Source organism: Vibrio metoecus (genome assembly GCF_009665255.1).
GTDB lineage: Bacteria > Pseudomonadota > Gammaproteobacteria > Enterobacterales > Vibrionaceae > Vibrio > Vibrio metoecus_B.
In genome coordinates, this window is sequence record NZ_CP035686.1 from 2,727,030 (window position 1) to 2,753,729 (window position 26,700).

Annotated in this window: 25 protein-coding genes and 1 pseudogene; 10 read left to right on the forward strand and 16 right to left on the reverse strand. The window is 49.6% G+C overall.

All coding sequences use genetic code 11. The features are described 5' to 3' along the window. Positions 1-3: 3 nt before the first annotated feature. Genes ilvD through ilvG form a run of 4 tightly spaced genes read right to left on the reverse strand, consistent with a single transcriptional unit; the run spans position 4 to position 4,747 of the window. Entirely contained in the window at positions 4-1,845 is a 1,842-nt protein-coding gene (gene ilvD, locus EPB59_RS12415; protein WP_001127455.1) for a dihydroxy-acid dehydratase, read from the reverse strand. Between the two features lie 9 nt (positions 1,846-1,854). After that, on the reverse strand, positions 1,855-2,793 hold the full coding sequence (gene ilvE / locus EPB59_RS12420; RefSeq protein WP_000212002.1) for a branched-chain-amino-acid transaminase: 939 nt from the start codon (positions 2,791-2,793) through the stop codon (positions 1,855-1,857). Positions 2,794-2,804: 11 nt separating this feature from the next. After that, a complete protein-coding gene (ilvM, locus tag EPB59_RS12425; RefSeq protein WP_001190201.1) occupies positions 2,805-3,089 on the reverse strand; it encodes an acetolactate synthase 2 small subunit in 285 nt (94 codons plus the stop codon). An 11-nt stretch (positions 3,090-3,100) separates the two neighbouring features. Beyond that, positions 3,101-4,747, reverse strand: coding sequence for an acetolactate synthase 2 catalytic subunit (gene ilvG / locus EPB59_RS12430; RefSeq protein WP_154173008.1), 1,647 nt, complete (start codon positions 4,745-4,747; stop codon positions 3,101-3,103). Between the two features lie 531 nt (positions 4,748-5,278). Between ilvG and EPB59_RS12435 the strand changes: the two genes are divergently transcribed. Then, positions 5,279-6,802, forward strand: coding sequence for a YifB family Mg chelatase-like AAA ATPase (locus EPB59_RS12435; protein ID WP_154173010.1), 1,524 nt, complete (start codon positions 5,279-5,281; stop codon positions 6,800-6,802). An 89-nt stretch (positions 6,803-6,891) separates the two neighbouring features. Next, entirely contained in the window at positions 6,892-7,776 is an 885-nt protein-coding gene (locus tag EPB59_RS12440; protein WP_154173012.1) for an acyltransferase, read from the forward strand. Between the two features lie 74 nt (positions 7,777-7,850). Here the strand turns inward: EPB59_RS12440 and EPB59_RS12445 are convergent, their stop codons facing one another. The 4 genes from EPB59_RS12445 to EPB59_RS12460 all read right to left on the reverse strand — a co-directional run bounded on the left by EPB59_RS12445 (position 7,851) and on the right by EPB59_RS12460 (position 11,473). Beyond that, positions 7,851-8,456: a thiol:disulfide interchange protein DsbA/DsbL gene (locus tag EPB59_RS12445; RefSeq protein WP_055051983.1), complete on the reverse strand. Its 606-nt coding sequence runs from the start codon at positions 8,454-8,456 to the stop codon at positions 7,851-7,853. Between the two features lie 31 nt (positions 8,457-8,487). Further along, the gene (locus tag EPB59_RS12450; RefSeq protein WP_055052000.1) at positions 8,488-9,474 is read right to left on the reverse strand and encodes a serine/threonine protein kinase; all 987 of its coding nucleotides are present in this window, start codon (positions 9,472-9,474) and stop codon (positions 8,488-8,490) included. Between the two features lie 47 nt (positions 9,475-9,521). Continuing rightward, entirely contained in the window at positions 9,522-10,946 is a 1,425-nt protein-coding gene (gene ccoG / locus EPB59_RS12455; RefSeq protein ID WP_055051984.1) for a cytochrome c oxidase accessory protein CcoG, read from the reverse strand. A 260-nt stretch (positions 10,947-11,206) separates the two neighbouring features. Continuing rightward, positions 11,207-11,473 carry a YihD family protein gene (locus tag EPB59_RS12460; protein WP_000649656.1) on the reverse strand — a complete coding sequence of 89 codons (267 nt, stop codon included), beginning with the start codon at positions 11,471-11,473 and terminating at the stop codon, positions 11,207-11,209. Between the two features lie 559 nt (positions 11,474-12,032). Between EPB59_RS12460 and EPB59_RS12470 the strand changes: the two genes are divergently transcribed. Both EPB59_RS12470 and trhA read left to right on the forward strand, forming a co-directional pair. Continuing rightward, the gene (locus EPB59_RS12470) at positions 12,033-12,824 is read left to right on the forward strand and encodes a sporulation protein (protein ID WP_154173014.1); all 792 of its coding nucleotides are present in this window, start codon (positions 12,033-12,035) and stop codon (positions 12,822-12,824) included. A gap of 81 nt (positions 12,825-12,905) precedes the next feature. Then, the gene (gene trhA, locus EPB59_RS12475) at positions 12,906-13,547 is read left to right on the forward strand and encodes a PAQR family membrane homeostasis protein TrhA (protein ID WP_055051986.1); all 642 of its coding nucleotides are present in this window, start codon (positions 12,906-12,908) and stop codon (positions 13,545-13,547) included. A gap of 38 nt (positions 13,548-13,585) precedes the next feature. On the opposite strand, the gene EPB59_RS12480 is transcribed toward trhA, so the two are convergent. The 6 genes and pseudogenes from EPB59_RS12480 to def form a co-directional block, all read right to left on the reverse strand. Continuing rightward, positions 13,586-14,131 carry a DUF3157 family protein gene (locus EPB59_RS12480; RefSeq protein WP_195707115.1) on the reverse strand — a complete coding sequence of 182 codons (546 nt, stop codon included), beginning with the start codon at positions 14,129-14,131 and terminating at the stop codon, positions 13,586-13,588. A gap of 17 nt (positions 14,132-14,148) precedes the next feature. Beyond that, positions 14,149-15,593: pseudogene (locus EPB59_RS12485) on the reverse strand (TrkH family potassium uptake protein). Positions 15,594-15,604: 11 nt separating this feature from the next. Further along, positions 15,605-16,981 carry a Trk system potassium transporter TrkA gene (gene trkA / locus EPB59_RS12490; protein ID WP_000691365.1) on the reverse strand — a complete coding sequence of 459 codons (1,377 nt, stop codon included), beginning with the start codon at positions 16,979-16,981 and terminating at the stop codon, positions 15,605-15,607. A 61-nt stretch (positions 16,982-17,042) separates the two neighbouring features. Continuing rightward, positions 17,043-18,323 carry a 16S rRNA (cytosine(967)-C(5))-methyltransferase RsmB gene (gene rsmB, locus EPB59_RS12495; RefSeq protein ID WP_195707006.1) on the reverse strand — a complete coding sequence of 427 codons (1,281 nt, stop codon included), beginning with the start codon at positions 18,321-18,323 and terminating at the stop codon, positions 17,043-17,045. 56 nt (positions 18,324-18,379) lie between these two features. Further along, entirely contained in the window at positions 18,380-19,327 is a 948-nt protein-coding gene (gene fmt / locus EPB59_RS12500) for a methionyl-tRNA formyltransferase (RefSeq protein ID WP_154173016.1), read from the reverse strand. 17 nt (positions 19,328-19,344) lie between these two features. Further along, positions 19,345-19,854 carry a peptide deformylase gene (gene def, locus EPB59_RS12505; RefSeq protein WP_000115005.1) on the reverse strand — a complete coding sequence of 170 codons (510 nt, stop codon included), beginning with the start codon at positions 19,852-19,854 and terminating at the stop codon, positions 19,345-19,347. Positions 19,855-19,993: 139 nt separating this feature from the next. On the opposite strand from def, the gene EPB59_RS12510 reads away from it, so the two are divergent. Genes EPB59_RS12510 through EPB59_RS12525 form a run of 4 tightly spaced genes read left to right on the forward strand, consistent with a single transcriptional unit; the run spans position 19,994 to position 23,297 of the window. After that, a complete protein-coding gene (locus EPB59_RS12510; RefSeq protein ID WP_195707007.1) occupies positions 19,994-21,121 on the forward strand; it encodes a LysM peptidoglycan-binding domain-containing protein in 1,128 nt (375 codons plus the stop codon). Next, positions 21,121-22,236: a DNA-processing protein DprA gene (gene dprA / locus EPB59_RS12515; RefSeq protein WP_154173019.1), complete on the forward strand. Its 1,116-nt coding sequence runs from the start codon at positions 21,121-21,123 to the stop codon at positions 22,234-22,236. Before EPB59_RS12510 ends, dprA begins: the two co-directional genes overlap by 1 nt. Positions 22,237-22,238: 2 nt before the next feature. Beyond that, positions 22,239-22,715: a DUF494 family protein gene (locus EPB59_RS12520; RefSeq protein ID WP_055051992.1), complete on the forward strand. Its 477-nt coding sequence runs from the start codon at positions 22,239-22,241 to the stop codon at positions 22,713-22,715. Positions 22,716-22,730: 15 nt separating this feature from the next. After that, entirely contained in the window at positions 22,731-23,297 is a 567-nt protein-coding gene (locus tag EPB59_RS12525; RefSeq protein ID WP_195707008.1) for a DNA topoisomerase family protein, read from the forward strand. A 73-nt stretch (positions 23,298-23,370) separates the two neighbouring features. Here the strand turns inward: EPB59_RS12525 and EPB59_RS12530 are convergent, their stop codons facing one another. Next, positions 23,371-24,504 (reverse strand): 5-(carboxyamino)imidazole ribonucleotide synthase, encoded by a 1,134-nt coding sequence (locus EPB59_RS12530; protein ID WP_154173023.1) that lies wholly within the window; start codon positions 24,502-24,504, stop codon positions 23,371-23,373. 3 nt (positions 24,505-24,507) lie between these two features. Further along, positions 24,508-24,993: a 5-(carboxyamino)imidazole ribonucleotide mutase gene (purE, locus tag EPB59_RS12535; RefSeq protein WP_000215768.1), complete on the reverse strand. Its 486-nt coding sequence runs from the start codon at positions 24,991-24,993 to the stop codon at positions 24,508-24,510. 169 nt (positions 24,994-25,162) lie between these two features. On the opposite strand from purE, the gene EPB59_RS12540 reads away from it, so the two are divergent. Together EPB59_RS12540 and hemF are read left to right on the forward strand one after the other, a co-directional pair. Next, complete coding sequence (locus EPB59_RS12540; protein WP_154173025.1) at positions 25,163-25,720, forward strand: L-threonylcarbamoyladenylate synthase; 558 nt, start codon at positions 25,163-25,165, stop codon at positions 25,718-25,720. 18 nt (positions 25,721-25,738) lie between these two features. After that, positions 25,739-26,656 (forward strand): oxygen-dependent coproporphyrinogen oxidase, encoded by a 918-nt coding sequence (hemF, locus tag EPB59_RS12545; RefSeq protein WP_154173027.1) that lies wholly within the window; start codon positions 25,739-25,741, stop codon positions 26,654-26,656. Positions 26,657-26,700: the final 44 nt, after the last annotated feature.

Below are 26,700 nucleotides of genomic sequence, written 5' to 3' on the forward strand. Positions count from 1 at the left end.
GACTTAGCCCTCAAGTTTGGACTTATCGCGCACTGCACCTTTGTCTGCACTGGTTGCCATGCTGGCATAGGCTTTAAGCGCCAAAGAAACGGTACGTTGACGATCCACAGGTTTCCAGCCGAGTTTATCTTGCTCAGCGCGACGAACCGCCAGCTCTGATTCGCTGACTTCCAGCGTGATCGAGCGGTTTGGAATATCAATCGCGATGCTGTCGCCACTGCGTACCAAGCCAATCGTACCGCCATTCGCCGCTTCCGGAGAGGCATGACCAATCGACAAGCCCGACGTGCCACCCGAGAAGCGACCATCAGTCAGCAGAGCGCACTGTTTACCCAGTCCCATCGATTTGAGGTAGGTGGTTGGGTAGAGCATCTCTTGCATGCCCGGACCACCTTTGGGGCCTTCATAACGAATGACCACGACATCGCCAGCTTTGACTTGGCCGCCAAGAATGCCGCTGACCGCATCTTCCTGACTTTCAAATACCACGGCAGGGCCACGGAATTTGAGGATACTTTCATCCACGCCAGCGGTTTTTACGATACAGCCATCCAGCGCCAAGTTGCCTTTGAGTACGGCAAGGCCGCCATCTTGGCTGTAAGCATGTGCTTTATCGCGGATACAACCCTCTTGGCGATCGTCATCGAGCGTATCCCAGCGACAATCTTGTGAGAAAGCTTGAGTGGTGCGAATACCTGCAGGACCTGCGCGGAACATAGTTCGTACCGCTTGGTTTTCGCTCTGTTTCACATCGTATTGTGCAAGCTGCTCTTGCAGCGAAATGCCCAATACAGTGCGGGTTTGGTCATTGAGTAGGCCCGCGCGTTGCAGCTCGCCCAAAATCCCCATCACACCACCGGCACGGTGCACATCTTCCATATGGTATTTCTGAGTAGAAGGCGCGACTTTACATAAGTGTGGCACTTGACGAGACATGCGATCGATATCGGTCATATCAAACGCAACATCGCCTTCCTGCGCTGCTGCCAATAGGTGTAACACCGTGTTGGTGGAGCCCCCCATCGCAATGTCTAGCGCCATCGCGTTTTCAAACGCCGCTTTGTTGGCAATGTTGCGTGGCAGAGCCGAAGCATCATCTTGTTCGTAGTAGCGTTTGGTCAGTTCAACAATGCGTTGCCCTGCAGTCAAAAATAGCTGTTTGCGATCGGCATGAGTGGCGAGTAGTGAGCCGTTACCCGGCTGAGAGAGGCCAAGAGCTTCGGTCAAACAGTTCATCGAGTTGGCGGTAAACATCCCCGAGCAAGAGCCGCAAGTAGGACAGGCCGAGCGTTCGATCTGCTCACTTTGGGCATCCGATACTTTGGGGTCAGCGCCTTGCATCATGGCATCGACCAAGTCGAGCTTGATGATTTGGTCAGAAAGCTTGGTTTTTCCCGCTTCCATCGGGCCGCCAGAGACGAAAATCGCCGGAATATTAAGGCGCATCGCCGCCATCAGCATTCCCGGAGTAATTTTGTCACAGTTGGAAATACACACCATGGCATCGGCGCAGTGCGCGTTAACCATGTATTCGACGGAATCGGCGATCAGTTCACGCGATGGCAGCGAGTAGAGCATGCCGCCGTGGCCCATGGCGATACCGTCATCGACCGCAATGGTGTTGAATTCTTTGGCAATGCCGCCCGCGGCTTCAATTTCGCGTGCGACCAGTTGGCCGAGATCTTTTAAATGCACATGGCCGGGAACAAATTGAGTGAAGGAGTTGACCACCGCAATGATCGGCTTGCCAAAATCTTCCTCTTTGACGCCAGTGGCGCGCCACAATGCGCGCGCACCCGCCATATTACGTCCGTGTGTGGTCGTGGCGGAACGGTATTTAGGCATGGAAACTCCTTACTTCGCTTCTGGGTAAACGTAATCCAACCAGCCCCACTTATCTTCCGTGGTGCCTTTGAACAGGCCAAAGTAAGCATCTTGTACCACTTTGGTGATTGGGCCGCGTTTACCTGAGCCAACGGTGATCTTATCCACACTACGCACAGGAACCACTTCGGCGGCGGTGCCGGTCATGAAAATCTCATCAGCCAGATAGAGTGCTTCACGCGAGATGTTGGCTTCGCGCACTTCATAACCCATGTCGCGTGCCAGCGTCATGATCGAATCACGGGTGATACCCGGCAGGATTGAGCTGGTGGTCGGTGGCGTCAGGATCACGCCGTTTTTCACCACGAAAATGTTTTCGCCCGCACCTTCAGAAAGATAACCATCTACACTCAGCGCAATACCTTCCGCGTAACCGTGGCGACGTGCTTCACCACCAACCAGTAGAGAAGATAGGTAGTTACCACCCGCTTTTGCCGCGGTTGGAATGGTGTTCGGTGCAGCGCGATGCCAGCTTGAAACCATGGCATCCACGCCATTTTCTAGCGCTTCTTCACCGAGGTAAGCACCCCAAGGGAAAGCGGCAATCATCAGATCCATTTCGGTGCCGACTGGCGGGCACACGCCGAGACCCACGTTACCCACATACGCCAATGGGCGAATGTAAGCGTTATCGAGTTTGTTCACGCGTAAGGTTTCGCGCGTCGCTTCCATGATGGTCTCAATCGAATAAGGGATTGGAAAGCGGTAGATTTTGGCAGAATCAAGCAGGCGCTGCGCGTGTTCGCGATGGCGGAAGATGATAGGGCCTTTTGGAGTGTTGTAGCAGCGAACGCCCTCAAACACCGAAGTGCCGTAGTGCATTGCATGGGTGAGTACGTGAACGGTCGCATTCGCCCATGGGATCATCTCGCCATTGAACCAAATGTAATCAGCAGTTTTTGTTGCCATGATTGCCTTCCTTATGCGCAAATCTTTTGTTGTAAATTGTTATTGGGCAGCTCGTCATTTCTGATCGCTGTGACTTCCACAGTACGCACATCCCACAGTTTTTCAATTTGATTGGTCAGGGTCGTGATCGGTCTGTCACTGTCGACAATGATCTCAACGCTGGCGATTTTGCTTTCATGATTTTGTGTTGCCGCGACTTGCTTGATGACAAATCCACGATGACGCGTCACGCGCAAAACGCGCTCTAATAAAACCGGTTTATCGTCCGCTTTAATATCGAGTAGATAACGTTGCATGTGGCCTCTCCCTAGGTGTTCTCAAGCATGTCAGTGTTGGATGCGCCCGGTGGCACCAATGGCCACACGTTCTCTTCTTCATCAATCAGCACGTGCAGCAGATAAGCGGTCTTGCTAGCCAGCATTTCACGTAATGCAGGTTCGACTTCTTCTTTGCGGCTGATGGTTTTGCCGGGGATGTTGAAGGCTTTGGCCAGCATCACGAAATCTGGGTTGTCATCCAAAATGGTTTCGCTGTGGCGACCATCAAAAAACAGTGACTGCCATTGGCGCACCATGCCTAAACGTTGGTTATCCAGCAGCACCATTTTGACGGGGATCTGGCGACGCTTGAGCGTACCGAGTTCTTGCACGTTCATCATGAAAGAGCCATCACCGCTGATCAGGATCGATTGATCGTCAGGACGCGCAACCGCAGCACCCATTGCCGCCGGTAAACCAAAGCCCATGGTGCCAAGACCTGCGGACGAGATGAAGTTTTGTGGTGCGCGTGGCTGAATGTGCTGCGCTGCCCACATTTGGTGTTGGCCGACATCGGTCGAGACAATCGAAGAGTCCGGCATCATGTCCGACAGTTGCTTGAGCAGCAGTGGTGCGAAGATGTTGTCGCCCGGATGATCGTAGCGCCATTTGAACCCGCTACGCAGGCTCTCACTACGATGCACCCAAGGTGAAATATCGTGGCTCAGTTCCAACTGCGGCAGGATGAGGTTGATATCACCGCGCAGTGCAGCATGGGCATGACGCAGTTTGTTGAACTCGGCGGCATCGATATCGATATGGATCACTTTGGCATGAGGCGCAAAGGTATCGAGCTTGCCTGTCACGCGGTCATCGAAACGCGCGCCAACCGCGATCAGCAAATCACACTCTTGTACGATTAAGTTTGCCGCTTTGGTGCCGTGCATGCCCAGCATGCCAAGATAGTGTGGGTCGTGACGCTCGATGGTTCCTAAGCCTTTGAGTGTGCTGACTGAAGGCATAGGGTTTAGGCGTAAAAACTCACGCACTGTGTCTGTTGCATTCGCCAGTTGTACACCGCCACCCACATACAATACAGGGCGTTTACTTTGCGCGAGCAGAGCTTGTGCGTTGGCTAGCTGTGTAGCATCCACATGTGGCATGGCGGGGGGAGTAAAGCTTGGCAAAGCGGAGACCGGCGCTTTGCCGAGCTGTACGTCTTTGGCGATGTCTACCAACACTGGGCCGGGACGACCAGTTTTTGCAACTTCAAACGCTTCTGCCAGAGTTGGTGCCAGCTCGTTGATGTCGGTGACTAAGTAGCTGTGTTTGGTACAAGAGAGCGACATGCCGATCACATCCATCTCTTGAAACGCATCGGTGCCTATGTGTGAGCTGGCAACTTGCCCAGTGATGGCGACCAGCGGAACCGAATCAAGAAAGGCATCGGCCAAACCTGTCACCAAGTTGGTGGCGCCGGGGCCAGATGTGGCCATGCACACCGCGACTTGTTGAGTTGAGCGCGCCATACCAATCGCAGCCATGGCCGCACCTTGTTCATGGCGGCAGAGGATGTGCTCGACACCTCCGTCATACAGCGCATCATAAATCGGCATGATAGCGCCACCAGGGTAACCAAAAACGGTTTTGATGCCCTGCTGTTTTAATGCGGCAACGACTAACTGTGCTCCGGTCATCGTGCCTCCTTATGGCAACAATACGTGTCGCTGCCTTCCTGTGTGTTGTGTTTGCACTTCATGTGCCGCTCCCATTCTTCCTGCTTATTCTGGGGTTATCCCACTGAGGGTTACCGATTCGGTATTCATCAGTTGCTGGGTGTAACTTATTCAGAATGTGCTTTTTTTGGTCTGTCTGAGTTGTAAAAAAACCCCCGGACTTTTCAGTGCGGGGGTTTCTTGGATTCGGTTACTTATTTTTCGCCCACTCGCCCCCGCGTTGTCACTAGAATGACCACGATAATTAGGTTAATTAGAGCGTTGATGCGAGCGTTCAAGTTCATAGTAAATTCGTTGTTAAGGTTGAACTAATATCTTACCAATGTGTTTGCGCTTCTAGTGTTAACACACATCTTCGTTACATGACAAGCAAAAACTCATTCTTTTTTCACATTCCCGTTTTATCTCATCACGCTATATAACCCATTCTGTGCTTTTTATCGCCACACTTTCAGGCGCTGAATGCTTTTTGATCAAATACTAAGGGATGCAATGGGACTTGCGATCATTCATAGCCGCGCCAGTATTGGCGTGCAGGCACCTCCGGTTACGGTTGAGGTTCACATCAGTAATGGAATGCCGGGGTTTACCTTAGTTGGGTTGCCGGAAACCACGGTAAAAGAGTCACGCGATCGAGTGCGTAGTGCGATCATTAATTCTCGGTTTGAGTTTCCAGCGAAACGCATTACGGTCAATTTAGCCCCTGCAGATCTGCCTAAAGAGGGAGGGCGTTTTGATTTGCCGATTGCACTTGGCATTTTGGCAGCCTCGGATCAAATTGCGCGAACTAAGCTCGAAAGTTGCGAATTTATTGGTGAACTGGCGCTATCGGGTGAAATTCGTGGCGTGAAAGGGGTATTGCCTGCCGCACTCGCGGCTAATCAAGTCCATCGCTGTTTAGTGGTGCCACACTGTAATGGCGATCAGGCGGCGTTAGTCGGGAGTGAGCGGCATAAATCTGCGCAAAGCTTATTGGAAGTATGTGCCGATCTGTGTGGACAGCAGAACCTGTCGTTATTTCAAAGTGCACCAAGTGTGTTGGAGATACCAACTACCCGCGATTTACAGGATATTATTGGTCAGCAACAGGGTAAGCGTGCGTTAGAAATCGCAGCGGCTGGCAATCACAACCTGCTGTTTCTCGGCCCTCCTGGGACGGGTAAAACTATGCTCGCTTCACGGCTGTGCGATTTACTGCCAGAAATGAGTGATGAAGAGGCGATGGAAACAGCCTCTATTGCGTCCCTCACGCAGCAAGAGATTAACCAACACAACTGGAAGCTACGCCCTTTTCGTGCGCCGCACCATTCAAGCTCAATGGCGGCTTTAGTCGGTGGCGGCACCATTCCGCGCCCCGGTGAAATCTCGCTTGCCCATAATGGTCTGCTGTTTTTGGACGAAATGCCGGAGTTTGAGCGTAAAGTGTTGGATTCACTGCGTGAACCGTTGGAATCAGGCGAGATCGTGATTTCTCGCGCGCAGGGGAAAACCCGTTTTCCAGCACGCTTTCAATTAGTCGGCGCGTTAAATCCAAGCCCCACGGGTTATTACGAGGGCAGTCAGGCGCGTGCCAATCCGCAGAGTATTTTGCGCTATTTGAGTCGGCTCTCTGGCCCTTTGTTGGATCGCTTTGATATGTCGATAGAGATCCCTGCCTTACCGAAGGGCACCTTGGCCAATGGTGGTGATCGTGGTGAATCGACTGCGGCTGTGCGCCAGCGAGTGTTGGCTGCTCGGGAGCGAATGCTTGTACGTTCTGGTAAGGTGAATTCCTTGCTGCAAAGCCGAGAAATTGAACAATATTGTCCTTTGGTCAAAACTGATGCCGAATTTTTGGAAAGTGCGCTGCATCGCTTGGGTTTATCGATTCGGGCTTACCACCGCATCATTAAAGTGGCGCGAACCATAGCGGATTTGCAAGGTGAAGCGCAGATCGCTCGTCCACATTTGGCCGAGGCGTTGGGCTATCGAGCCATGGACCGCTTACTCAAACAGCTCAGTGCGCAAAACGTCTAGTACTCTGACCTGCAGAGTTCATGTTTCATTACGATGACAAGTTTGTATAATCACACGCTGTTTTTTTACTCATCTTTGAACTGAGAACTATGTTGGCTTACTTGCTCCTTGCGCTGAATGTGACTTTCGTGGTGCTGAACTCGGCACTCCATTCGCTGCTGATCTGCTTTATTGCTTTGATTAAACTCTTGCTGCCGTCAGCGGCATGGAAAGCGCATGCCACACAAGCCGCAAACTGGGTGATGTGGTCATGGGCGAGTGTAAACGCTTGGGTTTTGCAGCTTTCCAATCGGGTTGAGTGGGATATTCAAGGCGGTGAAACCCTAAGTAAGCAGGGGTGGTATCTGCTGATTTCCAATCACCTGAGTTGGACGGATATTGTGGTGCTGTGTTGCGTGTTTAAAGACCGTATCCCGATGCCGAAATTTTTCCTCAAACAGCAACTGCTGTATGTACCATTCATTGGCATGGCCTGTTGGGCGCTGGATATGCCGTTTATGCGCCGCTACTCGCGTGAGTATTTGCTGCGTAATCCGCACAAACGCGGTCAAGATTTAGCGACGACGCGCCGTTCGTGTGAAAAATTCCGCTCGGTTCCCACCACCGTCGTAAACTATGTGGAAGGGACGCGTTTTAACTCACAGAAGCAGCAACGTTGCGGCATGGGTTATCAGCATTTATTGCAGCCGAAAACTGGTGGCATTGCCTACACGTTAGCCGCAATGGGTGAGCAGTTCGAGCATATTATTGATGTGACCTTAGCTTATCCCGATAACCGAGCAAAACCGTTTCGTGATTTATTGATGGGGCGTATGCAGCGTATTGTGGTACACATTGATTTGCTACCCGTTGATGATCAGGTGCAAGGTGATTATTTCACCGACAAGCAGTTTAAACGTCAGTTTCAGTTATGGTTGAGTGATGTTTGGCAACGTAAAGATCAGCGCTTAGAGCAGATTTATAAAGCCGATTAGTGCTGAGAGTTTGTTAAAGTGAAGGGAGCCATTGGCTCCCTTCATGTTTTCCAACACCTGAGTATCGGTTTGAATTACTGCTTTTGAGTCAGCAAGAAATTCACCAGTTCAAAATATTCATCAAGCGACTTTACGGATTGACCTTGCACTAGATAGCGATTGTTGACGATGACGGCAGGAACGCCCGTTAAACCACTGTCTTGGAACAGTTTGTCAAAACGGCGAACCATAGAGTCAACCGCAAAACTGTTATAAGCGGCATCAAATTTTGCTGCATCTACCCCTTCATCGAGGAAGATTTGACGCAGTTCTTGTTCATCTTTTGGTGGTTTACGTAGCGTATGAATGCGGTTAAACATCACCGGCACCATTTTATCTTCCACTTCGAGTGCAATCATGGTCGCGTAAGCTTTGCTCATCGCTTTACCCATCGCACCGCCCATGAAAGAGACGTGGTTTTTTTGGAATTTAGCGCCTTCAGGTAACTGCTGTTTCAGTTGAGCAATAATAGGTTCGAAAGTGTTACAGTGCGGGCAGTAGAATGAGAAAAACTCACTGACCATCGGCGTAGAAGATACCGGCGTTTTCAGTACTTGATAATGTTCGCCTTCTTTAAATTGAGCGGCATAGGCTGAAACGCTTAACATCAGAGTTGCAACCAGGGCAAACAGCTTTTTCATGACTTTCTCCATTGAATTTTATTGTGTTTGCTTACCACTGCGGTTGCAGTGACAGCGGGGATTCTTGCAGAGCGGCAATCTGCTCTTTAAAAGCGAGGATCTGATTTTCCCAGTATTTCGCATCATTAAACCAAGGAAACGCGATAGGAAAAGCCGGATCTTGCCAACGTTTTGCGAGCCATGCCATGTAGTGCACCATGCGTAGACCACGCAAAGGCTCGATTAGTTTCAATTCTTGGTGATTAAAATCGCAAAACTCTTGGTAACCTTCAAGCAAGATATCCAATTGCAGTAGTTTTTCTTGGCGATCACCATGCAATAGCATCCATAAGTCTTGAATTGCTGGACCGTTACGCGCGTCGTCCAAATCGACAAACATTGGGCCATCACGCCACAGAATGTTGCCAGGGTGACAGTCTCCATGCAGGCGGATCTGAGGTTGGGTGGGTACCCAATGCTGCTTGATTTCCGCGATCAAGAGATCAAGATCATGAAAAAATACCCGCTGTAAATGGGCGGGAATACAGTGGCTGTACTCAAGGATGTGCCTTGGTTGATGCAGATATTCATCCAGCGAGAGCGAAGGGCGATGGATAAATGGCTTGCTCGCCCCGACTTTGTGAATGCGACCTAAGAAGCGCCCAACCCATTCTAAGTGTTCTTCGTTATCCACTTCGTATTGGCGGCCGCCCATACTGGTAAACAGGGCAAAACGGTAGCCTTGGTAGTAATGCAGGGTGGCACCATTGATGTTCAGTGGCGGAACGATTGGGATCTCTTCTTGCTCTAGTTCTAAGGCGAAATCATGCTCTTCTTGGATCTGTTCGTTAGTCCAGCGTTGGGGACGATAGAACTTCACCACAAAGCGACGACGTTCTTCATCTGTAAATTGGTAAACGCGGTTTTCATAGCTGTTGAGTGGCAAAAATCCAGACTCGGCGCGAATACCGATACTCTCCAGCGCATACCAAATGAGATCTGGAGTTAAAGCATCAAAATGAAAAGTGGCTTGGGTCATTGAATAAAAAGGGCTCATTACTGAGCCCTTTTCCATACTGATGTCGGTCAGAGCTTTTGAATAAATCGGCTCTCGACTTCCAGGGTAAATTGGTGGCTTTCGTCATGCAGTATAAACTGAATTGTCATTACCGCAGAGCTAAGATTTTCGGGTTTGACACCAAGGCTCATCGGGAGATTGAGCACTTCTCCGGGTTGAACGACGATGGTTTGCTTACCATACCAAGAGACCTGATCCAATCCTTTTACCGAGAGTTGATAGGTTTGTGGTTGCTGGGTTTTGTTGATCACTTTTAAGTTGTAAGTGTTTTCAATTTCACCGGAGCTGTTGGTTCTAAACAACTGGGTACGATCACGTAATACTGAGAGCCCGGCAGGGTCAACCGAGGCTACTTGGACAAAGAACAAACCAATCATGACCAGCAGTACAGCACCGTAGCCAAGCAGTTTCGGGCGCAATACTTTAGTGTGCTTGCCTGAAAGGCGATGCTCGGTGGTGTAGTTAATGAGTCCTTTTTCGTAGCCCATACGTTCCATGGTGTTGTCACAAGCATCAATACAGGCACCACAGTTGATGCACTCGTACTGTAGACCATCACGAATATCGATACCGGTTGGACACACTTGCACGCAGAGATCACAGTCAATACAGTCACCTAACCCGAGTTCTTTAGGATCGGCTTTACGAGAGCGTGGGCCGCGTTGTTCACCACGTGCGGCATCGTACCCTACGATAAACGTATCTTTATCGAACATGGCAGATTGAAAACGTGCATATGGGCACATGTGGATACACATGATCGAGCGCATCCAGCCGGCATTCCCGTAAGTACAAATGGCAAAAAACATCACCCAAAACACTGGCCAAAAGGTGGAGTTAAAAGTGAAGAAATCAATGACGAGTTCGCGGACGGGGACAAAATAGCCCACGAAGGTAAATCCAGTGACTAGCGCAATCGCAAACCAAGCCAGATGTTTAAGGGCTTTACGTGCAACAAGTTCTGCCGTCATTGGGCTGTTGTCTTGTTTGCGTCTTTTGTTGGCATTGCCTTCCAGTTTCTCTTCAAACCAGATGTACATAAACGTCCATACGGTTTGCGGGCAGAGATAACCACACCAGACTCGGCCTAAGAAGGTGGTGATAAAGAACAGGCCGAAGGCGGCGATCATAAACAGTAGCGCGAGCAGAGTGAGATCTTGCGGGTAGAGAGTGGTACCAAAGAAGTTAAATTGTTGATTTCCGATATCAAGTAAGATGGCTTGTCGATCACCATAAGAAATCCATGGCACTAACCCAAACAGGAGCAGCAGAAACCAGCCACCATAACGGCGTAATTTCTGATAAGTACCTTTACTTTCACGAACATAGATGCGATTGCTTGGGTTAAAGCGATCTCCGCCCTGGCCTTTGTGGGTCTTGGGGTTGAACACTTTAGGAGTCACATCTTTGACATCGATTTTATCCTGACTCATGACACTATCCTTTCTGGGCATTCGGTGTGATTTCTGTTGTTCACACTCAAATACATTGCTCATTCCCTCAGTAAGAAGGCTAGAGGGGGCTGATTACTTTTTAGGGCGTAAGTATAGCGTTAATCTCCAGTTTATTTCTTTAAGGCAATCAACCTTTAACAACAAATTTCCTTACATTTCTTCACGATATTAACCAAGTAATAAAAAAGCGGCCAAGGCCGCTTTTGTGCAATTTTCTGTCGATTAACAGGGGAGTGGGATTATTTGATTACGCCACGGGCGCGTAAAATCGCCGTTTTGAAATCATCTTCATAATCCTTTTTGAGCCCGGGAATCACTTCATCTTTGGCGCTATTGCGCATTTTCAGATGGTAGATCAGCACATCGTCGGTGAGATCTTCCAGTGCACCTTGATAACCCGCTTCTTGAGCCAGCTTCAGAAGAAATTGAATCAGATTAAGCTCGGAATCTTTGTGCCACTCGGGCTCAAGTAGTTGTAGCAGTTCTTCTACGCGATGACATTTCATGACTTTCTCCACAATTTTTATAGTGATTTGTGGCTAAAGGTATCAAAAGCGTTGGGTAATACCAATTCATCGGCAAGAAAAAAGCGCAGATTAACTGCGCTTTCTAATTAAGCTGCCTGAACCACTTTGGTTTCGGGGGATGCGGTCAACGCATTTCTTTCCACCAGCGTGGGGGCTGTTGCTGTCTTTTTTGCAACTGGGGCCACTGCAAAACCACTGCGGCGACGCATTGCACTACGGTTTGTATGTGAAAACCTGACGGTTGTTGGGCGCATGACATAACCTAACTGTCAGGCATATCCATTGCCGATGGTAAACCCTGAATCATTATGAGTGGAGCTTAGTAACAGGACGAAACCTCGATTCACTCTTTTGGCGATTGCCGATCCGAACAATGAGACAGGAATAATGATATGCGTTCATATCGTTGATAGATTAGCACCAGTTACTAGAATGATCGATAGTTGACCAATTTTGCGTAACATTTATTTTTCTCTGCGTCGATTGAGTGAGATTTCGGTTCGTTTTTACTATGCAGTTCTCACTGCTGGAGGTGTGTATGTCGTTTATCAAGAAAACCCTAGCGAGTTTTGGGATTGGTTCAGCCAAAGTTGACTCAGTGTTGCAGCAAGAAGTGCTCTACCCCGGTCAGTCCGTTAAAGTGATCATCCATGTTTACGGCGGAGGCACAGCCCAAGAGATCGATAATATCGATCTTAAACTTTGCTGCCGATATATCGCGGAAGCCGCTGAGGATCGTGGCCAGCAGCAAGGACAGCAGCTCCGTCGCATCCCTCACACTTACACTCTCGCCAGTTGGTCACTTCCGTATGCATTTACGATAGAGGCGGGTGAAACCCGAGATTTTGATATTGAACTCGATATTCCTTGGAATACGCCGGTGACCATTGGGGAGGCCAAGGTCTGGTTGGAAACGGGATTGGATATCACGATGGCACTCGACCCCACGGACAAAGATATTCTCACCGTGCGCCCCGATCCGATGATGGATGCTATTTTTAGTGCGCTTGAAGCACAAGGTTTGCGTTTACGTCAGGTGGCGTGTGAACAAGCTAAAGGCTTTGCTTTACCCTTTGTTCAAGAGTTCGAATTTGTCCCTACCACGGGGTCTTTCCACGGTCGTTGGCGTGAAGTGGAAATTGCAGCCTATCGTGATCATGAGAAACTTCAACTTTGGTTTGAGGTGGATCGTTATCAACGTGGGGCATCTGGTATGTTAGCGAGTTTACTTAGCCGCGGAGAATTGAAACGTGAGTTAACCTTGTCAGCACACACGTCACCGCAAGAGGTGGGCAAGCAAGTGGTTCAATTTCTCGATCAAACCTGCTGATGGAGGCATGAAATTTTAGCTAACACATGTACGCTCAATGTGCGATACTAACGGCAACTTTCAGGCTCGGATCGCGTGCATATGTCCAATAGTTACGGTTTTAAGGAAGAAGTCGCCAACGCCATTAGCCATGGTGTGGGGTTGATTTTAGGGATAGTGGGTTTAGTGCTGTTGTTAGTCAAAGCGGTTGATCATCAAGCCGATGCATTGACTATTACCAGTATGAGCATTTATGGCGGCAGCATGATTGCGTTGTTTTTAGCATCAACGCTTTATCATGCTATCCCTTACCGACGTGCAAAACGTTGGCTCAAAACCTTTGACCACTGTGCTATTTATCTGTTGATTGCTGGCAGTTATACACCGTTTTTATTGGTGAGTTTGAGAACCCCATTGGCGGTTGGATTGATGATCGTTATTTGGTCGCTAGCCTTGATTGGCATCCTAATGAAAATCGCGTTTGTTTACCGCTTCAAAAAGCTCTCGCTAGTGACTTATCTGACCATGGGCTGGCTTTCGCTGATTGTGATTTATCAGTTGGCGATTCATTTGGATGTCGGTGGTTTAAGTTTATTAGCGGCTGGTGGGTTAATCTATTCGCTCGGGGTGATTTTCTATGTGGCCAAACGGATCCCTTACAATCATGCCATTTGGCATGCTTTTGTACTGGCGGGGTGTGCGTGCCATTTCTTAGCCATCTATCTGTATGTTGAGCCTATCTAAACTGGGCGTGCGCTATTCTCAAAAGGCGCGCTAACGGGTTAGCGCGTCTCGACTTGCTGAATGGTTACGTGCAGTGGGTACTCAGGTTGCTGGTCAACCGTGAACTCCAGAGGTTTCCCCGCCACGGAGGTGTGTGGGCGTAAGTATGTCTCGGCCATACGTTTAATCGACTGCCAAACCGTCACCTCTTGCTCATCGCACCAAACCCCTTGTGCATCTTGCATTCGCACTGTTAAACGCACGGAAATCACAGCTTGACTGCTTTGGTTGGTGATGGCGCTATCGAGTTTGAGCTTACCTTGTTCATAGCGTGGGTTGCTAAGTACTACATCCACCCCCGAATCACTCAGTTGTAATATCGGTCTATTGTCCCCCACTTTGACGGTTACGGCAGAGAGGGTTGGTTGAGTGACTGGCGCAACAGCAACGGACGTGGTGCTGCCGGCTGTGTTTTCTGACACATAATGCCAAGTGAAATCATCATTAAGCTGCACGGAACGGCCATCTTTCAGTTGCAATGTTTCTGTGGCGAAAGCCTGTAGAGTCAGGCTAGCTAAACCAACCGCCCAAACGAACCTTTTCATCATCATTTTTCTTCTTGTTAGTGGCGCCAGAAGGCGGGGAAAAACAGCACTAAGATGGTGAGAATCTCTAAGCGTCCCATCAACATACCGAAGCTCAATAACCATTTGGCCGCATCAGGCAACGGCGCAAAATTACCGGTTGGACCGATCACGGTTCCCATTCCAGGGCCGACGTTGGCCACCGCGGTGACAGCACCTGAGATGCTGGTGATGGAATCCAACCCCATTGCGGAGAGTGCGCCTGCCAGTACCACGATAGTGATAAAAAACGTCAAGCCAAACGCAACCACCGAGCGGATGATCTCCTCGTTGACTGGACGTTTGTTATAGCGCTGGATAAAAATGCCGGAAGGGTGGATAAGGTTCAGTAGTTGCTTTTTGAGTAGTGCCATCGCGATCTGGAAGCGGAATACTTTGATCCCACCTGAGGTCGAGCCAGAGCAGGCTCCGGCCATCAATAAGAACGCAAAAATCGTTGAGGGAAGAGCGCCCCAAGCCGTGAAGTCATCCAGACCATAACCAGTTGTTGTGACGACGGAAACGATGTTGAACATCGAAACACGAAGTGCATCTATGATGGCATAGCCGTTATGTAGCCATAACCAAGTGGCGACAATCAGGCTCGAAACCATAAATAACCAGAAGAAGCCGCGGACTTGCTCATCTTTAAAGAGGGCGCGAGGGCTCTGTTTACGTAATACTTGCACGAAAAGTAAAAAGGGTAAGCCGCCGAGAAACATAAACAGGGTTGCGACCCAGTGCGCGCCATGCGAAAAACGATTCATCGAGCTATCACTGGTGGAATACCCACCGGTTGAAAGTGTGGTAAAGGCGTGGTTTATCGCCTCAAAGGGGGTCATCCCTGTGGCGATGTAGCCGACAAAACACAAGCCAGTGAGTACGAGATAGACTGCCACAATATTTTTTGCCACGGTTTTTGCGCGTGGGCTGCTTTTATCCGACCAGTCTGAGGATTCGGTTTGGAACAGCTTCATCCCCCCACATTGAGCATTGGGAGTACCGCTACCGCCATTACGATAAAGCCCACCCCACCTAACCATTGCAAGATGGAACGCCACAACAGAATACTGGGCGGCATATCGTCCAAGCCACTGAGTACCGTGGAGCCTGTAGTCGTCAGGCCGGACATGGTTTCAAAATAGGCATCGGTAAAGCTGATGTGGTTGATAAATACAAAAGGTAAGGCCGCAAATGCGCTGGCGATCGTCCATACCAAGCTGGTGATCAAGAACATATCGCGAACATTGAGGCGAAAACTGTCCGTACGGCCAATGCTTAGGCAGAGAAAGGCAACCAGATGGGTGATGATCACCGCTTGTGCAAAATCGAGGAAACCGCCGCTACCGGTGAAAAACGCGACCAATGTTGGCACATACATAAAGAGGGCGAGTTTCGATAACACCAGTCCGATGATAAAGGTAATGGGGCGTAAGTTGAGCATGACGCCAGCCCTTACAAGAAGAATGGGCTCGGCTGGAATAGAGCTTCCACGTCGGGCACATATTTTTTATCAACCAAGAACATGACGACGTGGTCGTCTTGCTCGATAACGGTGCGGTCATGGGCGATCAGCACTTCTTCACCGCGCACAATGGCACCGATGGTGGTACCCGGTGGCAGTTTGATATCACCCACTGCACGCCCTACGACTTTTGACGTCGCTTCATCGCCATGCGCAATGGCTTCGATCGCTTCTGCCGCGCCGCGACGCAAAGAAGAAACGTTAACAATGTCGGCACGACGTACGTGAGTTAACAGAGCGGAGATGGTCGCTTGCTGTGGTGAAATGGCCACATCAATCACGCCGCCTTGAACTAGGTCGACATAGCCGCTGCGCTGGATCAGCACCATGGCTTTTTTGGCGCCCATGCGTTTGGCAAGCATGGCTGACATAATGTTGGTTTCATCTTCGTTGGTGAGCGCGATAAACACATCGACCTGATCGATGTTCTCTTCCGAGAGCAATTCCTGATCGGCGGCGTCGCCGCAGAACACGATGGTGTTTTCCAACTCTTCAGAGAGCTGCTCAGCACGTTGGTAACTTCGCTCAATCAACTTCACGCTGTAAGTGTGTTCCAAGCGTTTTGCAAGGCTTGCACCTATGTTGCCGCCGCCGACAATCATGATTCGGCGATACGGTTTTTCAAGACGCTGCAACTCACTCATCACCGAGCGAATGTGGTTGCTGGCTGCAACGAAAAACACTTCATCATCCGCTTCAATAATGGTGGTGCCTTGTGGACGAATCGGACGGCCTTGACGGAAAATCGCTGCCACGCGAGTGTCGATGTGTGGCATGTGATCACGTAGGGCGGAAAGTGCATTACCGACCAACGGGCCACCGTAATAGGCTTTCACCGCCACAAGGCTGACTTTTTCTTCCGCAAAGCTCACCACTTGCAATGCGCCCGGATACTGGATCAAACGCTCGATATAGCTGGTGACCAATTCTTCCGGAGCAATCAGGTGATCGACCGGCACTGCCCCTGATTGGAACAGCGCTTCTTTTTCTGCCAGATACTGCGGAGAGCGAATTCGGGCGATTCGGTTAGGCGTGTTAAACAGAGTAAAGGCCACCTGACAAGCTGCCATATTGGTCTCATCAGTATTGGTGACGGCAACCAGCATATCGGCATCTTGTGCACCTGCTTCACGCAGTACATCGGGATGGCTGGCATGACCATTGACCACCCGTAAATCATATTTATCTTGTAAATCGCGCAGTCGGTCAGCGTTTTTATCGACAACGGTAATGTCGTTATTTTCGCCCACCAAGTTTTCGGCGAGCGTGCCACCGACTTGTCCTGCACCAAGAATGATGATTTTCATAACCTGTTCTCTTTGTTTACTTACGCCCAAGGTGAGTGAGGACTCACCTTGGTTGACCGAATCAGTTCTGTTTGCTTAACACGGCGTAATAGAAGCCGTCCATTGATTCTTCTCCCGGAAGAATCTGGCGGCCGGGCTGCGCAGGATCGGAACCTACCAAGCTTGCTTCTGGCGTACGTTCAAGGAACGCTTTGACCTGTAAACAGTTTTCTTGAGGTGTGATCGAGCATGTTGCGTACACCAAAGTACCACCGGGCTTAAGTTGTTGCCACATCGCATCCAAAATTTCGCGCTGTAGCTCGGCTAATGCGGTGATATCGTCTGCGCGGCGCAGCCATTTGATGTCTGGGTGGCGACGAATAACCCCTGTTGCTGAGCAAGGGGCATCGAGCAAGATGCGATCAAACTGCTCGCCTTGCCACCACTGTTGCGGGTAACGCGCATCACCACAAATCACTTGAGCATTGAGTTGTAAACGCTGTAGGTTTTCTTGCACGCGTTTCAGGCGAGTTTCATCACAATCAATGGCCACGACTTGGCTATCCGGAGTACGCTCCAGAATGTGCGCGGTTTTGCCACCGGGGGCGGCACAGCAATCTAAAATCAGCTCTCCGGCTTTAGGTGCGAGGTAAGTCAGTGCTAACTGCGCGGCAGCATCTTGTACTGAAATCCATCCATCCGCGAAACCGGGTAGTTGGTGCACATCGCAAGGCGTTTCCAAGCAAAGAGCATCTTCGGCTTGAGAATGCGGTGTGCAGGTAATATCTGCTTGTTCTAGCAGGGCTTGATATTCAGCATGCGTGTGATGCTGGTGGTTAACACGTAGCCACATGGGCGCTTTGCTGTTGTTAGCTTCGACGATTTGTTGCCACTGCTCTGGGTAGCTTTCTTTAAGGAGCTTGAGTAACCAGCCTGGGTGACCGTAGCGACCTGCATCATGACTGGTCGCTTGAGCATCCAAACGTTCTTGATCGCGCTGATAGTTACGCAGTACGGCGTTAATCAATCCACGTAGGCGCGGGCCTTTTAGATCCTGTGCGCCCTCAACGGTTTCCCCGACTGCCGCATGGGCGGGAATACGCATAAAGCTTAATTGGTATAAACCCACCAGAATCAGAAAGTGGAATACGCGTTGTTTGCCTTTCAGCGGTTTTTCCATCAGAGCTTGGCTGATGGATTCCAAACGTGGCAATTGGCGTAAAACGCCATAGCAGATCTCTTGCAGCAGGGCGTGATCTCGCGGTCTGATTTGCTGCTGAGCCGCAGGCAAAGCATTGGATAGGGATTGCCCTAAATCAACCACTTGGTATAGAGCTGACGCAGCAGCGGCGCGAACATTCATAATAAAACCTAAACAAAAAAGCAGAACCCTAGCCATCGATTGACTAGGGTTCAGGATTAACTGAGTTGGCTGCCGACACTAAACCAGTCGGCACGCGCGTTGAGAATATCTTGTACTGGCAAGGCTTTCTTGCCAGGAATCTGTAGGCTTTCGAGCACCAACACGCCTTCACCGGTTGCGACGTAAATTCCGCTCTTATCGGCTTGGAGAATCGAGCCTGGAGCTTGAACTACCGCGCGGTTTTCCACTCGCGCTTGCCACACTTTGATGCTGTTTTCTGCGACTTCAAAGTGGCTCATTGGCCATGGATTAAAGGCACGAATGCAGCGTTCAATATGAACGGCGTCATTGTTCCAATCAATACGTGCTTCCTCTTTGCTGAGCTTGTGCGCGTAGTTAGCTTGTGTATCGTCTTGCTTTACTGCCACTGCTGTGCCTTGAGCGATGTCGCTTAAACATTCGATCAGCGCTTGTGGCCCCAGTTCTGCCAGTTTGTCGTACATCGAGGCACTGGTGTCGCTCCCTTCAATCGGTAAAGTCGCGATTTTCAGCATATCACCGGTATCGAGGCCAACATCCATCTGCATGATGGTGACGCCAGTTTCGCTATCACCTGCCCAAATTGAACGTTGGATTGGCGCAGCACCACGCCAACGCGGCAGAATCGAACCATGCACATTAATGCAGCCAAGTTTAGGCGTATCCAAAACCACTTTGGGCAGTAGCAAGCCATAAGCGACGACCACCATTAAATCGGCGTTGAGTGCGGCAAGCTGCTGCTTAGACTCTTCAGATTTAAAGTTTTCAGGTTGATAAACCGGAATGTTGTGTTCAAGTGCAAGGGTTTTGACTGGGCTAGCAGTGAGTTTTTTGCCGCGACCTGCTGGGCGATCGGGCTGGGTGTAGACCGCAATGATCTCGTGCTCCGAAGACAACAACGCCGCCAAGTGACGGGCGGCGAAGTCCGGAGTACCTGCAAAGACAATACGTAGTGATTGGCTCAAGGTTACCTCACAGTAAATTATTTTTTCTCATTGAAGCGTTTGATTTTCTCTAGCTTCTCTTTAATGCGGTTGCGTTTTAGCGGTGACAGATAATCAACAAACAACTTACCCGCAAGATGGTCTAGCTCATGCTGGACACAGATAGCGAGCAAGTCGTCAGCTTCAAAGCGGTATTCTTGGCCATTACGATCCAAGGCTTTCACGGTCACTTCTGCCGCACGTGACACTAAAGCACGAGCACCAGGAACGGATAGACAACCCTCTTCAATGCCATCTTCACCGCGCTTTTCGATGATTTCAGGATTGATCAGCACCATTGGCTCATCACGGGTTTCAGAAATATCGATCACCACAATACGTTGATGAATATCGACTTGGGTCGCCGCTAAACCGATGCCTTCTTCGGCATACATGGTTTCCAACATGTCATCGACAATTTGTTGGATTTCAGGGGTGACTTTCTCGACCGGTTTCGCAACGGTGCGCAGCCGATCATCTGGGAATGTTAATACTTGCAATACAGACATATACACTCGAAATGTTGAACTGTGCCGAAACAGCTTAATGCGTGTTGGCTCAATTCTAGACATTTTATGACCCAAATGACAGCATCCGGACGTGATTTCTCCAATACCCCGTTATTTTTTCGACCAAGGAAGCAAGGTCATGGCACGACTAACCCGTTATATTGCCTGCGCTTTATTACCTTTCACATTACTCGGTGAATCGGTAATGGCGGATGAGCAAACTCCACTGACTCTTAAACAAAATGCTCCGACAACCTATACCGTGGTGAAAGGCGATACCTTGTGGGATATTTCTGCTTTGTATCTTGATAGCCCTTGGTTGTGGCCAAGGCTTTGGCAGATCAATCCAGAGATTGGTAACCCTCATCTTATTTATCCAGGCGACAAACTGACTTTAATTTGGCGTGATGGGCAACCGGTACTGAGTTTAAAACCGATGCGTAAACTGAGCCCACAAGTGCGAGTGTTGGAAAAACAGGCCGTTCCGACTGTGCAGGAAGGTTTAGTGCTGCCTTATCTGCAGTCTGACCGTTTGATTGCGCAAGCGGCCTTGCAAGATAGTGTGCGGGTGATAGGTTCAAGCGATGGCCGTAAATATCTGACCAAGCAAGATCAGCTGTATATCACGGGAGTGCAAACCGAGAAAAAGTGGGGCATTTATCGCGAAGTCGCACAATATCAGCGTGATGATGACGTAATGGTTGCGCTGCGCTTGGTGGCGGTGGGCGAGTTGGCGATGACTGGGGGCAATTTTAGTGGCCTCAGTTTGCTAGAGCAAAACCAAGAGATTTTGGCTAACGATATTGCGTTACCAGAAGTGGATATTGAAGAGCGACAACTCTCAACGACGTTTTATCCGCAGCCAGCTCCAGTGGGGAGCGAAGCGCATATTCTCGGTTCGCTAGAAGGCAGCCAGTATGCAGGGCAGAATCAAGTCGTGGTGATGGATCAAGGCAGTAGTGATGGCCTTGCGCAGGGCAGTATGTTTGAACTCTACCAAGCGGGTGCGAAAGTCAGCGATAAGAAAGGTGAGTTTACTTACCAACAAGAAGGCTCGGATGTGGATGTGCAATTGCCGAGTCTAAAAGTCGGTACTTTGATGGTGATCCGCCCTTATGAACGGTTTAGTTTGGCATTGATCACCAATAGTTCAGCCCCGATCAGTCATGATGTGCTGGCACTGTCGCCTCAGATTGCAAACCAAGAGGCGCAAGCTGAGGTTGCACAATCTAAGGAACAAACTGATTTGGTTAATGATGCTGGTTAATGAAGGATCAGGACTTAGCCATTTGGCTAGCGCTTTGCTTCACACCTAAACTGGGTAGCAGGACTATTTCCCATCTCCTTGCTACCCAAACGCCCACACAGCTGCAAAGCCTTACACCTAAACAATGGTTGGCGCTTGGGCTCAAATCAGAACAATTGGTGTATTTAACCACGGAAGCCGCCAAGCAAGCTGAACAATGCTTGCAATGGCGGAATGGTGCGAAAAATCGCCACATAGTGACGCCGCATTGCTCGCTTTATCCCCGCTTATTAAAAGAAATCTCAGTTCCGCCTCCGGTATTGTTTATTGAAGGGATGTGGGAGGTTTTGCACGATCCAGCTGTGGCGATTGTCGGTAGTCGCAATGCCACGATTGATGGTCGACACATTGCGCGTCAGTTTGCTAGCGAGCTAGTTCAATCAGGGTTAGTGGTGGTGAGTGGCCTTGCACTTGGCATTGATGGCTATGCCCATGATGGAGCGTTGCAAGCGCAAGGGCAAACTGTGGCAGTTTTAGGTTCTGGTTTGACTCAAATCTACCCCAAACAGCATCAAGCACTGGCGGAGCGAATTATCACGCAAGGTGCTTTAGTCTCGGAATTTGCACCTTATGTGCCTCCCAAAGCTGATCACTTTCCGCGGCGTAACCGTATTATTAGTGGGTTATCGCTTGGCGTGGTCGTGGTTGAAGCTGCGGAGAAAAGTGGCTCTTTGATCACCGCGCGTTATGCGGCAGAGCAAGGACGCGAAGTTTTTGTGGTGCCAGGTTCGATTTACAATGCTGCCAGTCAAGGCAGTAATCAGTTAATTCGCCAAGGTGCCTGTTTAGTGCAAAGCGTGCAACAAATTCATCAAGAGCTCAAAAATGCGCTCACTTGGTCACTCTCTGAGCGAGTGCCTTACCAAGCCACACTTTTTTCTGCTCAGCAGGGCGATGAAGAATTGCCATTTCCCGAGCTGTTAGCTAACGTAGGAGTAGAGGCTACACCTATTGATATTCTCGCAAGCCGGACCCATATACCGGTTCAAGATGTCATGATGCAGCTCTTGGAGCTTGAGCTCCTTGGGCATGTGGTTGCAGTACCTGGTGGCTATATTAGAAAGGGGAGAGGCTAGCTATGATGATGGATATTTTGATGTATCTGTTCGAAACCTATATCCATAGCGATGCTGAGTTGCAAGTGGATCAGGACCAGCTGGAAGATGAATTGCTGCGTGCTGGGTTTCACCAAAAAGACATCTACAAAGCCCTTCACTGGTTGGAAGATTTAGCGGCTTTGCAACAGACCGATGCGCAAACCGCGATTGCGAAAAGCGCTTCAACTTCGATGCGAATTTATGCACCGGAAGAAATTGAGCGACTTGATCTCGAATCGCGCGGTTTTTTGTTGTTTCTCGAACATATCAATGTGCTGACTCCGGAAACGCGCGAGATGGTGATCGATCGTGTCATGGGGTTAGAAACCGATGAGTTTGAGCTAGATGACCTGAAATGGATCATCCTGATGGTGTTGTTCAATGTGCCGGGCAATGAAAATGCTTACACAGTGATGGAAGAACTGCTGTATAGCAAAGAGCAAGGCATTTTGCATTAAGCTAGTGACTTGTCTATGAGCAGTAAAATCGACCCACAACTGTTTGCCGCCCATGAACATGCGCTGCAATCTTCACCTTGCCCCCAGTGTGGCGCAGAATTACAACTGCGCCACGGTAAACACGGGCCTTTTTTAGGCTGTACTGCGTATCCGGGTTGTGACTACATTAAGCCTTTGCATCAAAATGATGGCCATATCATCAAAGAGTTAGGTGTGCCTTGTCCTGAGTGTGGACATGAGCTGGTGCTACGCCAAGGTCGTTACGGGATGTTTATTGGTTGTAGCCATTATCCGCAGTGCCATCATATCGAGTCGATGGATTCGCCTAATCAAGCGGAAAGCTCTCCGGATATTACTTGCCCTGAATGTGGTAAAGGTCATCTCATCGAACGAAAGTCTCGCTTCGGCAAGCTATTTTATGCTTGTGATGCTTACCCTAAATGCAAATTTGCGCTCAACGTTAAGCCGATTGCTCAGACTTGTGCCATGTGTGGCTTTACGGTGATGGTTGAGAAAAATAGCGCGGCAGGTCTCCGTTATCAATGCGCCAATCGTCAATGTGGACATATTCAGGAATGCTAGCTTCATCATGCTCATCGCATACAAAGTTAAAGCCGCGTTAGACGCGGCTTTATTACATCATGAGATGTGTTTATTAATCTTGAATCTGATTGGCTACTGCGTGTACGGCAGGAAAAGCCTTCTCATCTAACACGGTCGCTAATTGGCATAGTTTGCGTTGCAACTCTCCACTGTAATCGGCGGTCACATTGATATGCCCCATCTTGCGTCCTGGGCGTTTGGCCTTGCCGTACCAATGTACGTGGCAGCCTTCCATCGCCAACACGGCAGAGGGGAGTTGGTCTTCACCAAGGATATTGATCATTGCGGTTTCACGAACCAGTTTGGTGCTACCCAGTGGCAAACCACATACCGCGCGTAAGTGATTTTCGAATTGGCAGGTTTCAGCGCCTTGTTGAGTCCAGTGACCTGAATTGTGTACTCGTGGTGCGATTTCATTGACCAGTAACTTGCCTTGCACTTCAAAAAATTCCAGCGCTAATACGCCGACATAATTGAGCTGCTCAGCCACCGCTTTAAACATCGTTTCTGCTTGGCTTTGCAGAGCTGGTGCATCAATCGCTGTTGAAAGGCTGAGTACACCTTGGGTATGGACATTTTCTGCCAAGGGATAAACCACCACGTCACCCGCTAAGTTACGAGCACCAACCAGCGAAACCTCTCGGTCAAAAGCCACAAACTCTTCGGCCACAATCGCTTGTTCAGGATTTGCCTCTAGATACTGTGCTAACTCACTCCAGATATTATCGAGCTGAGTTTGCTCTTTTAAACGCCATTGACCTTTGCCGTCATAGCCACCTAGCGCACTTTTCAGCACCATAGGCAATCCAATCTCAGCGATTGCAGCGCTCAGATCATCTCGACTGCGGATAATCGAATAACGTGCATTCGCCACTTGGGCGCGATCCAGCAACGCTTTTTCTAAACGACGATCGCCACCGGCTTTGATGGCTTCAGCGCTTGGGTAAAGCTTGCCACTGCGTGCACAGAGATCGAGGATCGGATGGGGAATGTGTTCAAACTCCGCGGTGATAACGTCAGCTTGCTCAATCGCTTGCTCCAATCCATGGCCGAGCACGGTTTGGGTTAAGGGATGAACAATGTTTTCGCTACCGACATCAAAGGCAATTGTCTCAATATTGAGTGGTGCTCCCGCTAGCGACATCATGCGCGCCAGCTGACCAGCACCCAGAACTAAAACACGCATCCGTTACTCCTCCGCAGGATTTGGGTTGTCTAACACGGACTGGGTTTGCTTAGCGCGGAAGGCTTCTACCTTGCTCATCACTTCTGGGTTGTGAATGCCGATGATTTGCGCGGCTAGTAATCCTGCATTCGCGGCACCAGCTTCTCCAATCGCTAAAGTACCCACTGCAATACCTTTTGGCATCTGCACAATTGAGTATAAGGAGTCGAGGCCAGACAGAGCACGTGATTGAACGGGTACACCTAAAACAGGCAGGCTTGTAAACGCTGCCGTCATTCCCGGCAGATGCGCTGCACCGCCAGCACCGGCGATGATCACTTGTAAACCACGTTCTTTGGCGCTTGAGGCGTAATCGGCCAGCAGATGAGGAGTACGATGTGCCGAAACCACTTTGGTTTCATAAGCGACACCAAACTGGTCAAGCATTTCTGCTGCGTGTTTCATGGTTGGCCAGTCTGATTTGGAACCCATGATAATACCGACTGTCATCTCAAACTCCTTCAGTGTTAATAATTGGGTTGATAAACCCGTGTTGCGGCGCATTATACGGGGATTTTTATCTCAAGCAAACGTTTGCTTTTTGTTGGTGGTGAGAATGACTGGTCAATCGCCATACTATTCGTACACTGCTATTGAGTGATATATAGGAGTCGATAAAGTGGACAATCTGCAACAAGCAGTGCATGTGCTGCAAAGTGGCGGTGTGATTGCCTATCCCACCGAAGGGGTATTTGGTTTAGGCTGTGATCCGGACAACCAAGCCGCGATGCTGCGTTTACTTGCGATTAAGCAGCGTCCGATTGAAAAAGGGGTGATCTTGATTGCGGCAAACTATGAGCAGTTACGTCCCTATATCGATGAAAACCAGCTTACGGCAGAGCAGTTGGCTCAGGTATTAGCGTCATGGCCCGCTCCGTTGACTTGGGTGATGCCCGCAAGCATTCATACCCCGAGTTGGGTACGAGGTCAGTTTGATACGGTGGCGGTGCGAGTGTCTAATCATCCGTTAGTCCAGAAATTGTGTTTGGCGTTTGGCAAACCATTAACGTCAACCAGTGCCAACTTAAGTGGACAACCCGCTTGTACCACACAGCAAGAAGTGGTGGCTCAGTTAGGAAGTCAAATTGAGGCCGTGTTGGAAGGCAAAACCAGTGGCCGTTGTGGCCCGAGTGAAATTCGCGATGCACGCAGTTTACAAGTGTTAAGACAGGGATAACCCTGCGCAGGAGAGAACGTGAAGTCAAACATAGATAAGCAAGCAGTGAAGCACTTTTTACTGCAGCTACAAGATAAGATTTGCCAACAATTGGAAGCCACAGATGGTCAAGCGCAATTTATTGAAGATGCATGGCAACGTGAGCCGGGCGAAAAGTTGGGTGGTGGTGGCCGTACCCGAGTGATGCGAGATGGCGCCGTTTTCGAACAAGGCGGTGTGAACTTCTCCCATGTATTTGGTGAACAGATGCCCGGCTCTGCGACGGTCCATCGTCCAGAATTGGCAGGTCGCCGCTTTGAAGCCATGGGTGTTTCTCTGGTCATGCATCCGAAAAACCCGTACGTCCCGACCTCTCATGCCAATGTGCGCTTTTTTATTGCTGAAAAAGAGGGGGAAGATCCGATCTGGTGGTTTGGTGGTGGTTTTGACCTTACGCCGTTTTATCCCTTTGTTGAGGATTGCCAGCTCTGGCACCAAACTGCGAAAAATCTCTGCGCACCTTTTGGTGCAGAAATCTATAACGAGCATAAAGCATGGTGTGATCGCTACTTCTATTTACCGCACCGTAATGAAACACGTGGTATCGGCGGATTATTTTTTGATGATCTGAATGAATGGCCATTCGAGCAATGTTTTGCCTATATGCAGGCGGTCGGTGAAGGTTATACCCAAGCTTATGTGCCGATTGTCGAAAAACGCAAAAACACGCCCTTTACAGAGCGCGAGCGCCAATTCCAACTCTATCGCCGTGGTCGATACGTTGAATTTAATTTGGTGTTGGATCGCGGCACGCTGTTTGGTCTGCAAACCGGTGGTCGTACCGAGTCAATTTTGATGTCGATGCCGCCTCTAGCACGTTGGGAATACGCTTATCAACCTGAGTCTGATACCCCAGAAGCCCAATTGAGCGAGTTTTTAGTTCCGCGTGAATGGTGACACTTGAAGTTCTGAGTGATAGGGTCGCGAAAGTGACCCTTTTG

What these genes read in the sequence shown, in the direction of transcription:
- ilvD (WP_001127455.1), bottom strand. Translation starts at nt 1,845, where the DNA reads ATGCCTAAATACCGTTCCGCCACGACCACACACGGACGTAATATGGCG.
- ilvE (WP_000212002.1), bottom strand. Translation starts at nt 2,793, where the DNA reads ATGGCAACAAAAACTGCTGATTACATTTGGTTCAATGGCGAGATGATC.
- ilvM (WP_001190201.1), bottom strand. Translation starts at nt 3,089, where the DNA reads ATGCAACGTTATCTACTCGATATTAAAGCGGACGATAAACCGGTTTTA.
- ilvG (WP_154173008.1), bottom strand. Translation starts at nt 4,747, where the DNA reads ATGACCGGAGCACAGTTAGTCGTTGCCGCATTAAAACAGCAGGGCATC.
- EPB59_RS12435 (WP_154173010.1), top strand. Translation starts at nt 5,279, where the DNA reads ATGGGACTTGCGATCATTCATAGCCGCGCCAGTATTGGCGTGCAGGCA.
- EPB59_RS12440 (WP_154173012.1), top strand. Translation starts at nt 6,892, where the DNA reads ATGTTGGCTTACTTGCTCCTTGCGCTGAATGTGACTTTCGTGGTGCTG.
- EPB59_RS12445 (WP_055051983.1), bottom strand. Translation starts at nt 8,456, where the DNA reads ATGAAAAAGCTGTTTGCCCTGGTTGCAACTCTGATGTTAAGCGTTTCA.
- EPB59_RS12450 (WP_055052000.1), bottom strand. Translation starts at nt 9,474, where the DNA reads ATGACCCAAGCCACTTTTCATTTTGATGCTTTAACTCCAGATCTCATT.
- ccoG (WP_055051984.1), bottom strand. Translation starts at nt 10,946, where the DNA reads ATGAGTCAGGATAAAATCGATGTCAAAGATGTGACTCCTAAAGTGTTC.
- EPB59_RS12460 (WP_000649656.1), bottom strand. Translation starts at nt 11,473, where the DNA reads ATGAAATGTCATCGCGTAGAAGAACTGCTACAACTACTTGAGCCCGAG.
- EPB59_RS12470 (WP_154173014.1), top strand. Translation starts at nt 12,033, where the DNA reads ATGTCGTTTATCAAGAAAACCCTAGCGAGTTTTGGGATTGGTTCAGCC.
- trhA (WP_055051986.1), top strand. Translation starts at nt 12,906, where the DNA reads ATGTCCAATAGTTACGGTTTTAAGGAAGAAGTCGCCAACGCCATTAGC.
- EPB59_RS12480 (WP_195707115.1), bottom strand. Translation starts at nt 14,131, where the DNA reads ATGAAAAGGTTCGTTTGGGCGGTTGGTTTAGCTAGCCTGACTCTACAG.
- trkA (WP_000691365.1), bottom strand. Translation starts at nt 16,981, where the DNA reads ATGAAAATCATCATTCTTGGTGCAGGACAAGTCGGTGGCACGCTCGCC.
- rsmB (WP_195707006.1), bottom strand. Translation starts at nt 18,323, where the DNA reads ATGAATGTTCGCGCCGCTGCTGCGTCAGCTCTATACCAAGTGGTTGAT.
- def (WP_000115005.1), bottom strand. Translation starts at nt 19,854, where the DNA reads ATGTCTGTATTGCAAGTATTAACATTCCCAGATGATCGGCTGCGCACC.
- EPB59_RS12510 (WP_195707007.1), top strand. Translation starts at nt 19,994, where the DNA reads ATGGCACGACTAACCCGTTATATTGCCTGCGCTTTATTACCTTTCACA.
- dprA (WP_154173019.1), top strand. Translation starts at nt 21,121, where the DNA reads ATGAAGGATCAGGACTTAGCCATTTGGCTAGCGCTTTGCTTCACACCT.
- EPB59_RS12520 (WP_055051992.1), top strand. Translation starts at nt 22,239, where the DNA reads ATGATGATGGATATTTTGATGTATCTGTTCGAAACCTATATCCATAGC.
- EPB59_RS12525 (WP_195707008.1), top strand. Translation starts at nt 22,731, where the DNA reads ATGAGCAGTAAAATCGACCCACAACTGTTTGCCGCCCATGAACATGCG.
- EPB59_RS12530 (WP_154173023.1), bottom strand. Translation starts at nt 24,504, where the DNA reads ATGCGTGTTTTAGTTCTGGGTGCTGGTCAGCTGGCGCGCATGATGTCG.
- purE (WP_000215768.1), bottom strand. Translation starts at nt 24,993, where the DNA reads ATGACAGTCGGTATTATCATGGGTTCCAAATCAGACTGGCCAACCATG.